The organism is Yoonia sp. 208BN28-4 (assembly GCF_037543925.1).
In the GTDB taxonomy this organism is placed as follows: domain Bacteria; phylum Pseudomonadota; class Alphaproteobacteria; order Rhodobacterales; family Rhodobacteraceae; genus Yoonia.
Map to the genome: position 1 here is coordinate 470069 of NZ_JBBIFY010000002.1, position 11976 is coordinate 482044.

General features: G+C 58.7%; 11 protein-coding genes. 6 read left to right on the forward strand and 5 right to left on the reverse strand.

Features of this window, described 5'->3' with window-relative positions; translation table 11 throughout:
- The first annotated feature begins 9 nt into the window (after positions 1–9).
- Genes nuoN through V8J84_RS08480 form a run of 4 tightly spaced genes read left to right on the forward strand, consistent with a single transcriptional unit; the run spans position 10 to position 4664 of the window.
- Complete coding sequence (gene nuoN / locus V8J84_RS08465; RefSeq protein ID WP_339930017.1) at positions 10–1452, forward strand: NADH-quinone oxidoreductase subunit NuoN; 1443 nt, start codon at positions 10–12, stop codon at positions 1450–1452.
- Positions 1442–2200, forward strand: coding sequence for a biotin--[acetyl-CoA-carboxylase] ligase (locus tag V8J84_RS08470; RefSeq protein ID WP_339930019.1), 759 nt, complete (start codon positions 1442–1444; stop codon positions 2198–2200). The genes nuoN and V8J84_RS08470 overlap by 11 nt, the downstream gene beginning before the upstream one ends.
- Positions 2201–2214: 14 nt before the next feature.
- A complete protein-coding gene (locus V8J84_RS08475; RefSeq protein WP_339930021.1) occupies positions 2215–2985 on the forward strand; it encodes a type III pantothenate kinase in 771 nt (256 codons plus the stop codon).
- Positions 2985–4664 carry a ribonuclease J gene (locus tag V8J84_RS08480; RefSeq protein ID WP_339930023.1) on the forward strand — a complete coding sequence of 560 codons (1680 nt, stop codon included), beginning with the start codon at positions 2985–2987 and terminating at the stop codon, positions 4662–4664. Before V8J84_RS08475 ends, V8J84_RS08480 begins: the two co-directional genes overlap by 1 nt.
- Before the next feature lie 103 nt (positions 4665–4767).
- On the opposite strand, the gene V8J84_RS08485 is transcribed toward V8J84_RS08480, so the two are convergent.
- The 4 genes from V8J84_RS08485 to V8J84_RS08500 form a co-directional block, all read right to left on the reverse strand.
- The gene (locus V8J84_RS08485) at positions 4768–6330 is read right to left on the reverse strand and encodes a DEAD/DEAH box helicase (protein ID WP_339930025.1); all 1563 of its coding nucleotides are present in this window, start codon (positions 6328–6330) and stop codon (positions 4768–4770) included.
- A 119-nt stretch (positions 6331–6449) separates the two neighbouring features.
- Entirely contained in the window at positions 6450–7073 is a 624-nt protein-coding gene (locus V8J84_RS08490; protein ID WP_339930027.1) for a hypothetical protein, read from the reverse strand.
- The gene (locus V8J84_RS08495; protein WP_339930029.1) at positions 7073–7720 is read right to left on the reverse strand and encodes a hypothetical protein; all 648 of its coding nucleotides are present in this window, start codon (positions 7718–7720) and stop codon (positions 7073–7075) included. Before V8J84_RS08495 ends, V8J84_RS08490 begins: the two co-directional genes overlap by 1 nt.
- 8 nt (positions 7721–7728) lie before the next feature.
- Positions 7729–9324 (reverse strand): peptide chain release factor 3, encoded by a 1596-nt coding sequence (locus tag V8J84_RS08500; protein WP_339930031.1) that lies wholly within the window; start codon positions 9322–9324, stop codon positions 7729–7731.
- Between the two features lie 131 nt (positions 9325–9455).
- On the opposite strand from V8J84_RS08500, the gene V8J84_RS08505 reads away from it, so the two are divergent.
- Together V8J84_RS08505 and V8J84_RS08510 are read left to right on the forward strand one after the other, a co-directional pair.
- Positions 9456–10100: a hypothetical protein gene (locus V8J84_RS08505; RefSeq protein ID WP_339930033.1), complete on the forward strand. Its 645-nt coding sequence runs from the start codon at positions 9456–9458 to the stop codon at positions 10098–10100.
- Between the two features lie 71 nt (positions 10101–10171).
- The gene (locus V8J84_RS08510) at positions 10172–10729 is read left to right on the forward strand and encodes a hypothetical protein (RefSeq protein ID WP_339930035.1); all 558 of its coding nucleotides are present in this window, start codon (positions 10172–10174) and stop codon (positions 10727–10729) included.
- A gap of 89 nt (positions 10730–10818) precedes the next feature.
- On the opposite strand, the gene V8J84_RS08515 is transcribed toward V8J84_RS08510, so the two are convergent.
- A complete protein-coding gene (locus V8J84_RS08515) occupies positions 10819–11829 on the reverse strand; it encodes a Hint domain-containing protein (RefSeq protein WP_339930037.1) in 1011 nt (336 codons plus the stop codon).
- Positions 11830–11976: the final 147 nt, after the last annotated feature.

The window sequence follows — 11976 nt, forward strand, 5'->3', positions numbered from 1 at the left end:
GGAACGGACATGATTTCCGCTGACCTTCAAATCGTCCTGCCCGAAATTCTGCTGGCCGTCTATGCGATGGTAGCCTTGCTGGTGGCTGTCTATACGACCAAAGATGGCATGGCCCCGCTGCTGACATGGATCACGTCAGGCGTGTTCCTCGTGCTGGCCTTCATCATCGCCACAGGCGACGGCACGCATGCGGCATTTGGCGGCATGTTCGTCGACGACGGTTTTGCGCGCTTCTCCAAATCGGTGATCCTTGTATCCGCCGCTGCCGTCCTGTTGATGAGCCAGGAATACATGCAGCGCCGTGACCTGCTGCGCTTCGAATATCCGTTGCTGGTCGCGCTGGCCGTCGTTGGCATGATGGTTATGGTCTCCGCAGGCGATCTGATGGCGCTTTACATGGGCCTCGAACTGCAATCGCTGGCGCTTTACGTCGTGGCCTCTCTGCGCCGCGACAGCGTGAAATCGACCGAAGCAGGTCTGAAGTATTTCGTGCTTGGCGCGCTGTCGTCTGGCCTTCTGCTCTATGGCGCATCGCTGACCTACGGGTTTGCTGGCACCACGCTTTTCTCCGGCATCATCGAGGCGGTGCAGACAGACATCACGCTGGGCCTGTTGTTCGGTCTTGTGTTCCTGATCGCGGGTTTCGCGTTCAAGGTTTCTGCCGCACCTTTCCACATGTGGACGCCAGACGTTTACGAAGGGTCGCCCACACCCGTCACAGCCTTCTTCGCCACAGCCCCCAAGGTTGCCGCGATGGCGCTCTTTGCCCGTGTGGTGCATGACGCATTCGGGGGCATCACAGGCGAATGGCAGCAGATCGTGGCCTTCCTGTCGGTCGTGTCCATGTTCCTTGGCGCAATCGCCGCGATTGGCCAGAACAACATCAAACGCCTGATGGCCTATTCGTCCATCGCGCACATGGGCTTTGCCCTGATGGGTCTGGCCGCTGGCACCGCGTTCGGCGTGCAGGCGATGCTGATCTACATGGTGATCTATGTGACAATGAACATCGGCACATTTGCTTTCATCCTGATGATGGAAAAGGATGGCCGCCCCGTCACAGACATCCGGTCCCTGCAATCCTACTCCAAGCAAAACCCGCTGATGGCGCTGGTCGTGTTAATCATGATGTTCAGCCTTGCTGGCGTCCCGCCGCTCTTGGGCTTCTTCGGGAAGTTCTACGTGCTGCGCGCGGCCTATGACGCGGGCCTTGGCTGGCTGGCGGTTGCTGGTGTGATCGCATCTGTGATCGGCGCGTTCTACTATCTGCGCATCGTCTACTACGTCTACTTTGGCGAAGATACAGACGGGCTGGACAAGAAAAGCAACCCTGTCCTGTGGGTCGCCGCTGTGGGCACCGCTGCGATCATCGCACTGGGCTGGCTGCCGGGGATCAACCTCTTCGGGATGGAGCCTTGGGCCGAAGCTGCGGCGGCAACGCTTGTCAACTGATCCAGACTTTGGCGCGTGGCCCGAGGGCTATGACCGGGTCTTTCTGGACGAGACCGACAGCACCATGGCCGAGGCGGCGCGCCGTGTCGGCCTGATCGAGCGGCCAACGTGGATCCTAGCGGGTCATCAGACAGATGCGCGGGGCAGGCGGGGCAAGAAGTGGCAGGTGCCTCCCGGCAACCTCAACGCCACGCTGATCTGCAAGCCAGAGATTTCCGCCGCCGACGCGGCCCGTCATTCGTTTCTTGCCGCCAACGCGCTCAATGCTGCCTTGGCGCTTTACGTCAGTCAGGCAAAGCTCGGTCTGAAGTGGCCCAACGACGTGTTGCTGCGCCGCAAGAAGGTGGCTGGCATCTTGCTCGAATCCAGCGGGCGGGGTCCATTTGTCGACTGGCTCTCGATTGGCATCGGCGTGAACCTCAAGCATGTGCCAGACGGCGTGACCGATGCAGCATTCCCGCCGACCAGCGTCGTGGCGGAAGGCGGCAAAGAAGTGTCGCCGGAAGACTTCCTCACCACGCTGGCCGGTTGCTACGCCACGCAAGAGGCGAAACTGGCCGAACTGGGTTTTGCGCGTATTCGCGAAGACTGGCTGCGCCACGCCGCACGCTTGGGCGAAGAGATTACCGCCAAAACGGGCCGCGAGACGATCACCGGCACCTTTGATACCATCGACGCAGACGGCAATTTGGTGCTGATCACTGGCGCGGGCCCGCGCGTGATCCCTGCTGCCGAAGTGTTTTTCTAAGTAAGGAACGCATCATGCTTTTGGCCATCGACTGCGGCAATACCAATACCGTTTTTGCCATCTGGGACGGCGACGACTGGGTCGCAAGCTGGCGCACGGCCACTGAATGGCAGCGCACGGCGGACCAATATTACGTCTGGCTGACCTCGCTCATGCAGTTCCAAAAGATTGAGGCTGACATCACCGAGGTCATCGTGTCCTCCACCGTGCCCCGCGTCGTGTTTAACCTGCGCGTTTTTGCGGACCGGTATTTCAACTGCCGCCCCATCGTGGTGGGCAAGGCTGACTGCGCGTTGCCCGTCAATCCGCGCGTGGACATCGGCACGCAGGTCGGGCCGGACCGTCTGGTGAACACCGCTGGTGCATACGACCGCCATGGCGGCGATCTGATCGTCGTGGATTTCGGCACGGCCACCACGTTTGATGTCGTGGCCCATGACGGCGCTTATGTCGGTGGCGTCATCGCACCCGGCGTGAACCTGTCGCTTGAGGCGCTGCACAACGCCGCCGCCGCTTTGCCGCATGTCGATATTTCCAAACCCCAGCAGGTTGTCGGCACCAATACGGTTGCCTGCATGCAGTCTGGCGTCTTTTGGGGTTACATCGGGCTGGTCCGTGAGATATGCGCGCGGATCAAGGCAGAACGCGGCGTCGCGATGCGAGTTGTTTCAACCGGTGGCCTTGCCCCGTTGTTCCAGCAGGCCGAAGCCCTATTTGATGCCTTTGAAGATGATTTGACGATGCACGGTCTGACCGTCATCCACCGCTATAACAAGGAGCTCTGATGAGCCGTAAGAAACAAAATGATCGCCTGATCTATCTGCCACTGGGTGGCGCGGGCGAGATCGGGATGAACGCCTATGTCTATGGATATGGCGCACCCGGCAAAGAGAAATTGATCGTGGTCGATCTTGGTGTGACATTCCCCGATATGGATACGACACCCGGCGTTGACCTGATCCTGCCCGACATCGACTGGCTGGTGAAGCGCAAAGCCGATATCGAGGGGATCTTTATCACCCACGCGCATGAAGATCACGTAGGCGCGATCGGCCACTTCTGGGAAGACCTTGGCGCGCCAGTTTACGCGCGTCCCTTCACCGCAAACATCGCGCGGCGCAAGTTGCAGGAACATGGTCACCCCGAAAACGTGGTGACGGTCGTGGATGTCTATCCGCAGGTGATTGATTGTGGCGCTTTGAAAGTGTCCTACCTGCCCATTTCGCACTCGATCCCCGAAAGCGCCGGTCTGATGATCGACACGCCCGAGGGGCGCATCCTGCACTCCGGCGATTTCAAGATCGACCTGACTCCGGGTGTTGGCGATCCGTTCAACCACGCGCTTTGGGAAGAGGTTTCAAAGGACGGCGTGAAGGCGTTGGTCTGCGATTCCACCAACGTGTTCTCGATGGAGCCTGGACGGTCTGAGTCCACCATCGGCCCCGCGATTGCGGATATGATGCGTGCGGCTGACGGTATGGTCGTGGCAACAACATTCGCCTCGAACATCGCGCGCCTGCGGACGCTTGCGCAGGCGGCTGTCGAGGCAGGGCGGTCTGTCTGTTTGCTTGGCCGTTCGATGCAGCGCATGACGGAAGCGGCCAAGGAAACCGGCCTGTTGACCGATTTCCCGCCCACCATCAGCCCAGAGGACGCGCTGAATGTGCCACGCGAAAGCCTGATGCTGCTGGTGACCGGCAGCCAGGGCGAACGCCGTGCGGCCTCTGCACAACTGGCGCAGGGCAAGTATCTGGGCCTGTCGATGAAAGAGGGCGACACGTTCCTGTTTTCGTCGAAAACCATACCCGGCAACGAACGCGGCGTGATCCGCATCATGAACATGTTCTCTGAACTGGGTGTGGATGTGATTGACGATGCGGGTGGCAAATACCACGTGTCCGGTCACGCAAACCGCCCCGATCTGATCACGTTGCACGAGATCACGAAGCCGCAGATCCTGATCCCGATGCACGGCGAACATCGTCACCTGCGCGAGCACGTGAAGCTGGGAAACGAGCGTGGTCTGACGGGCGTTGTGGCTGTGAACGGCATGATGATTGATCTGTCGGGCAATCAACCAACCGTGGCCGAATACATCGAAACGGGCCGTACCTATCTGGACGGCTCTGTGCAGGTTGGCCAGTTTGACGGCATCGTGCGCGACCGTATCCGCATGGCGCTGAACGGGCAGATCGTGGTGACGCTGATCATTGACGAACAGGATGAACCACTGGGTGATCCGTGGGTCGAACTGTCGGGTCTGGCGGAAACAGGGCGTAGCAATGCGTCACTGGTCGAGGCGATCGAAGAAGACCTGAGCCAATTCGTGAACCGCGCCAAGCCTAAGACCTTGCGCGATGATGTGGCGCTGGAGAAAGAGCTGAAGCAGATCGCTCGCCGTACTGCGCAATCCGAAATTGGCAAAAAGCCCGAAGTTATGGTGATTGTGTCACGGCTGTCTTGATGCATGGATGTTTTGCGCCCGCTGTCGCGGTCGCGAGAAGGGGGGCGCCTGCGGCGCCCCCCTTTTTTGAGTACTTTGGGCAAAATGATGCGAGAGCGGTGCGCTAGCCTTTCGGACGTTCCGCGAAGCTGAGCGCGATGAAGGCCGGCGTATCATCGCCAAGGCCTACAACCTTGTTGTCGTTTCCACCGCGTCCACGACCACCACGCCCGCGATTGTTGTCGCGGTTATTGTCGTGATTGCGTGGTTGCTGCTGGCGCTCGTCTTGCTTTGGCGCATCATCCGCTTTTGCGTCTTGCTTTTCACCATCTTGCTTACCACGTCCGCGACCACGGCCACGTTGCGGCTTTTCGCCTTCGGGCTTGTCGTTCTTCGGCTTGGCTTCGGCAACGGGTTGCTCTGTCTTGGCATCGGCCTGATCTTCACGCGGTTTGCGCGACCGGGACCGGCTGCGCTTGGGCTTGTCCTCGACTTTGGAGCCATCATCGTCCTGCTGACCCGTTGGGGCAGGGCGGTTGTCGAGCGGGTTATCCAGACGCGGCACTTCCATCTTCACAAGGCGTTCCACGTCTTCGAAGTTCTTTTCGTCGCGCGGATTGCAGATCATGATCGCGGCACCCTTGCGGCCCGCACGACCTGTGCGACCGATCCGGTGCACGTAATCTTCGGCGTGGCTTGGTACGTCAAAGTTGAACACATGGGACACCGCCGGAATATCCAATCCGCGCGCGGCCACGTCGGAGGCCACAAGGAACTTCAACGATCCGTCGCGGAACTGGTCCAGCGTTTTCGTGCGGTGTGACTGGTCCAGATCACCGTGGATCGGGGCCGCGTCCATGCCGTATTTCTTCAGCGATTTCGCAACGATATCCACGTCGGACTTGCGGTTACAGAAGATGATCGCGTTGGTGCAAGCCTCGCCTTCAGCCTCAATCAGAGCGCGCAACAGCTTGCGCTTTTCGGTGCCTTCGCGATCCTTGCGCGACGCTTTGAACATCACGACGCCCTGCTTGATGTTCTCGGATGTCGTCGCGGCGCGTGCCACCTCGATCTTCACGGGAGCGGAGAGGAACGTGTTGGTGATCCGCTCAATCTCTGGGGCCATTGTGGCCGAGAAGAACAGCGTCTGGCGCGTGAACGGCGTTTTCTTGAAGATTTCCTCGATGTCGGGGATGAATCCCATGTCGAGCATGCGGTCCGCCTCGTCCACGACCATGATCTTGACGTCAGACAGGATCAGCTTGCCGCGCGAGAAATGGTCGAGCAGGCGCCCGGGGGTGGCGATCAGAACATCCACGCCTTTGTCGATTAGCAGGTCTTGCTCCTTGAACGAAACACCACCGATCAGCAGCGCTTTGGTCAGCTTGGTGTATTTGGCGTAGGCATCGAAGTTTTCAGCAACCTGCGCGGCCAGTTCCCGTGTGGGGGCCAGCACCAGCGAGCGTGGCATCCGTGCCCGCGCACGACCACGGCCCAGCAGGGTGATCATCGGCAGCGTGAAGGCGGCGGTTTTACCTGTGCCGGTCTGGGCGATGCCCAAAACGTCTTTGCCTTCCAGCGCGGGTGCAATCGCGCCCGCTTGAATTGGGGTGGGGGTGTCATAGCCGGTTTCGGCGATGGCTTTCAGAACCTTCTTGTCGAGGTTCAGGTCGGTAAATTTTGTCATGTGGCCCTTTCAGTTTTGCGGCACTCATGGCCGCATAAACTGCGCGGCCCGCCCGACCATATTGTCGGCGCGTTCGACATGGCTGCATCTAGCGACAAGTGAATGAAACGTCAAGGAAATCAGGTTTTTGCCGCAGCGGCGCTTGGGTGAACCTGCGGCGTATACCCGGCGGACAGGACGGCAACACTTGGCTTTGGTGTCAAAACGGAAACAACCGTGTCCATTTGCGCAACAATAGGTGAGCCGTATCCGCCCGGCGTGTAGGGCAACAGGCGGGACGCCTGAACCAGATGCGGCGTGTCCGCCCATTGCACAAACGCGCCATCAGGCAGTTGGGAAAGCGGCGCCTGATACGTCACCTTCTGCCGATGGCGCGTCACCCGTGCAGGATGAAGAGCCGCATCAATATCGCCAGCCTTTGGCGTTGTACCTGTCGCAACCGCCCAAGCGTCACGGTAGGCGGCGTAGGCCGTCCTTCTGCAATATCCGCAGGGCCTGTGCCCCGCCGCCAAGGCCACCGCTTCATCCAGAAAGAACAGTTCCGTCCAGTTGCGTCCTGTCATGACCTCGCGCTTGCGCCCCTGCCAATTAAGCGTGCAGCAAATCCACGCATGATGCGACCAGCGCGATGTGCCCAGCGTCTTGTCGCCGCGATGGATAATCCCGCGATTGCCCGTCAGCGTACCGCGCGCAGGGATCGCGGTGATTTCACCAGTAGGAAGGACGCGATTTTGGAGGGGCATCAATTCTGATACCTGAGGTTGACGCATGACCCATCGCTAACCAGCACAACTTGATCAAAAGTACTTACGAGTTTTGGGTTCTTGAGAATTAAACTCACAACACGATCAAGTTTCGTCCCTGCTGGCGAACCCCTATCGTATATTACCAAATGGTTTTTCGTGTACTTTTTGATAGCTCCATCTTCAAGTTTCTTTGTCTTATCGGCTATCCGTTTGCAAATCAGCTCCGACAATAGTCGTTCGGATTCATCACTACCTATTCCTGCTTCTTTCAGGCTTTCGGCAGCCATTTGCCGGATTCTATCGCGTTTTGCACCACTCTGCTCTCGCCAAAACTTCATTGGAGCGTAGATCTGTTCATTTTCAAAGCTCATGAACTGCGCCAAGGATTGTGGTACTGCTTCAGTCACTTCAATCCCGACCAAAGCTTCATCAATTTCAAGCAGAAAATCTGGTTTGTCCTGATGAATTAGCCGCCATTTTCTTGATGAAGTCTCTTCGATGATGTTGCTTATGGCTCTTTGCAGTATCCAAAACTCTCGCGCGTCTGCCGTAGCTCTGCCAGGTGGATGAGTCTTTGGCGTGACGGAACAAACCTGATTGATAAAATCTGAAAAGCTTGAAGACTCGATGACTTTTGGGCTCATGGGAACCTCTAAACCATCATCTCTTTCGTCGCCGTCAGCGTTACATCGGGATAGTCGCGGGTTACGCGGTCAATGTCCCATTGCAGGCGGGTCAGATAGACCACGTCGCCGTCGTTATCCTCTGCGATGTGCTGTTTGTTGGCGGCGATGAACTTGTCCACGGCGGCTTTGTCACCCTGCACCCAACGGGCGGAGGTGAATTGCGAGCCCTCAAAGCGCACAGGCAGGCCGTATTCCATCTCGATCCGACTGGCGAGCACCTCGAATTGCAACGCGCCCACGACGCCGACGATAAAGCCCGATCCGAAGGTCGGTTTGAATACCTTCGCGGCACCTTCCTCGGCAAACTGCATCAGCGCCTTTTCAAGGTGCTTGGCTTTCATCGGGTCACCAGCGCGGCAGTTTTGCAAAAGCTCAGGCGCGAACGATGGAATACCCGACACACGGATCGCTTCGCCCTCGGTCAGCGTATCGCCGATGCGCAGCTGTCCGTGGTTGGGGATACCGATGATATCACCGGCCCAGGCCTCTTCCGCCAGTTCGCGGTCGGCGGCCAGAAACAGCACAGGGTTGGCAATCGCCATCTGCTTTTTGGACCGCACGTGGGTCAGCTTCATGCCGCGTTCAAAATGCCCCGACGCAAGACGCACGAACGCCACGCGGTCACGGTGCTTGGGGTCCATATTGGCTTGCACCTTGAACACAAAGCCCGCCACCTTCTTTTCTTCAGGCGCTACGTTGCGCGGGGTCGCTGTCTGCACCTGCGGCTCGGGCCCGTAGGTCGCGATGCCGTCCATCAGTTCTTTCACGCCAAAGCTGTTCATCGCAGAGCCGAACCAGATCGGCGTCATCGTGCCATCAAGCAGCGCCTGCGGGTCAAGCGGCGGCAAAAGCTCCTTCGCCATCTCGATCTCTTCGAGGAAGGTCTCAAGCAAGTTCGCGGGCACCAATTCCGCCAGCTTCGGATCATCGAGACCCGAAATCGACACGCTTTCCGCCACTTTGTTGCGGTCGGCGCGATCCATCAGCTCCAGCTTGTCCTGCAACAGATCATAACAGCCGATAAACTCTCGCCCAACGCCAATCGGCCATGACGCTGGCGTCACATCAATCGCAAGGTTTTCCTGAATTTCGTCAATAATTTCAAACGTATCGCGGCTTTCGCGGTCCATCTTGTTACAGAACGTCAGGATCGGCAGATCGCGCAGGCGGCACACTTCAAACAGCTTTTGCGTCTGGCTTTCCACACCCTTCGCGCCGTCGATCACCATCACGGCCGCATCCACCGCCGTCAGCGTGCGATAGGTATCCTCGGAAAAGTCCGAGTGACCGGGCGTGTCCACCAGATTGAAGCGGTATTTCTCGAAATCGAACGACATCGCCGACGCCGAAACGGAGATTCCGCGATCCTTTTCCATCTGCATAAAGTCCGACCGCGTGCGCCGCGCCTCACCCTTGGCGCGCACCTGTCCGGCCATCTGGATCGCACCACCATACAGCAGGAATTTCTCGGTCAGCGTCGTCTTGCCCGCATCCGGGTGCGAGATGATCGCAAAAGTGCGGCGACGGGCGATTTCGGGGGGCAGGTCAGGGCGGTTTGTCATGGCGCATGCTCTAGCCTCAGCCCGCTTCCGGCGCAACCGCTGCCTGCGTTTCACTGCGGTCCCGGATTTGACAGGTTTCGCAAATCAGCGCAGTATTTCGCCCATTATTTATTAACAAATTGGAGACTGCCATGAATTTCTTCGGGCACAAGATTGGTTCTGCCACGACAGCTATTGTTTTGCTCACGGCCTGCGGCGGCGCAAATTCGCCGTCGTTCGGGGGCTATGCGACTGACGCTTATGCGGCTTTTCGTTCAAACGGTATCAATAAGATTTCGGATACCGATCTGGATACCAGCGCGATGGCCCTTCCGGTCAGCGGTAGCGCGGAGCTTGACGGCTACATCGGTATGTTGATTGTGCCAGACGGCGGCACGCCGCGACAGCTGCGCACCCCGGCCGATGTAGATGCACTGGGACTGTTTTCGTTCACGGCATCGCTTACCCCCGCAGGCGGGACCTATTCTGCCGTGGCGGACGAATTTATCGGGCGTAGCGGTGAAGAATACGCCGGTGAACTGGTATCAACCGGCACCCTGACGCGCGAACCTGCCAACGCCTCCCGGCCAGACGGATCAATTGATATTTCGGGAAACCTGTCGGGGACGCTAACCGGAACGGGTCTTGTCAACGGTGTTTACAGTAACGGGGACCTTGATGGCACAGTTTTTGAGGATGGTGAGTTAATCATTGGATTTGGCGAAGCGGATTTTGACGCGGCCATCGGCGGTGCGACAGATAACGCGGTCTTTGCTTATATTCTTGAAGACGACTGATCCTGCTCGCCCTTGCTTGCGCGCAGCTATTAAAGCTTTGTTAACCCTGATCCCCCATCATCCGGGGGATCATGCAATACCATTTTCTGATCCCGTTGTTTCTCTTGCTGGCTGCCTGCGGTGGCAGCTCCGGCAGCGCCGTTGATAGCACCGCAGAGCCGCCCCCGGATACAAACCAAAGGCCCGTGCCTGACATTGATCTTGTCGATCCCACCGATCTGCCAGTGTCGGGGCGCTTTGACTACGCGGGCGAAATATCACTTGATTTTGCGCCCGCTGGCGGCGCGTTGCAAACCGCGACATCACCGCTGGCACTTGATGTGGATTTTGGCGGCGGGGACGCGCAGGTCACTGGCCACGCCGACGGATTTTCCGGCTACAATGGGCGCATCTTTTTCAGCCTTGGTGAAATTGACCGCACAGCGGGCGACACCCGACCGGCGATCACAGGCACGCTGTCCGGCACGCTGAAGGAGGCATCGGAAAACTATCTGGTCTTCGGCACCTTTGACGGCAGCTTTCGTGGCACCTCCCAGGACGCCATCAGCGGGCGCATCGTAGGATCGGTGCTCAACAACAGCGTCGAAAGCCCGCTCAGCGGCAGCTATCAGGCGGGCCGTGCCCCCTGACGCGCACTCTCGCATCATTTTGCCAATAATACTCAAACCGCGCGGCGTAGCCGCGCCCCCCGGCGATGTGCATCGCACAGCGCAACCTTTTAGTTGGATGACGCTTTGCGCAGCAATTCAACAGCATCAGGATTGCTCAGCAATGTCTCCTGCACTTCGTAATCCAGATGCGGGCGATGCGCATGCCCGTCCGCACCCCCCGGACGCTGGCCATGTTCGTCGACAGGCAACGCTCCACGCGTGCGCGGGTCAATCAGCAGGGATTCCGCTGCGATCCCCTCGGCATAAATGATCTGGTGATCGTCGAACAAAAGCTGGAAATAATCGACAAAACCGCCGTCCTGCTGATAAACGGTATCGCCGTTGATCAGGTGGCGCACCTTCACCAACACCTCAGATCGTCCCGCACCAAGCCTGTCTTGTCGCTGATAAACAAAGAGCCGGTGGTCAGGGCTGACAACCAGATCGTTTTCATTGTGCAAGGCACCCTTGCTGATCACCACCGGGGCAAAATCGCCCACGGCGCGCAGGGTCGTCTGGCCGATCCAGCGCACAATCTGCGGGCCGTCATCGCGTGTCAGGACCTTGTCACCAACGCTCAGGTCTTCGATCGGGGTCTGCTGCCCCGATGCCATGGTGATATGGGTGCCACGTGTGAACGATACGCAAGCCACCTCGGCAAATCGGGTTGTGGCCGTGTGGCGGTCAACGCCCACAAGCCTGTAATCGGTCTTGGGTTGCAACGTGGCAAGCGGCAGCAAAAAGATATCCTCGACACCATCGCTTTCCACCTCGACCAGCACAAGCGCCTCGTAGGTCGTGCTGTCGGGTGCCATCAGCGTCACGCAGCAGTCCAGAACAACCGTGTTGCCCGCGTGGCCCAAACCACTGTCGGCGGCCACAGCAAAAAGGCCTGTATCGTCGTCCATCGCCAGCGAAAGCCGCCCGCGTTCCGCGCCCGCATCAAGCTGGTAAATATCATCCATCACCAGCTCGTCCGCAAAGGAAAGCGCCTCGCCCTCGGCCACGCCTTCGGTCACGCAAAAAGCGCGCGTGGGATAGACCGCGACGGTCTGGATCGGAGCGGGCATGTCGGACATCAAGTGGGCCTGATTTGTGGGCTGTGACGCAATTGCGCCTTACCTAAGGTTTCGCAGCATAAGGGTCAACGCTTGCAACGGCGCTTGCCCGATTGCCACCCATGCCGTGCTGTGGCAGCTTGCCTGCAAATCACTCAAAAGGAATGA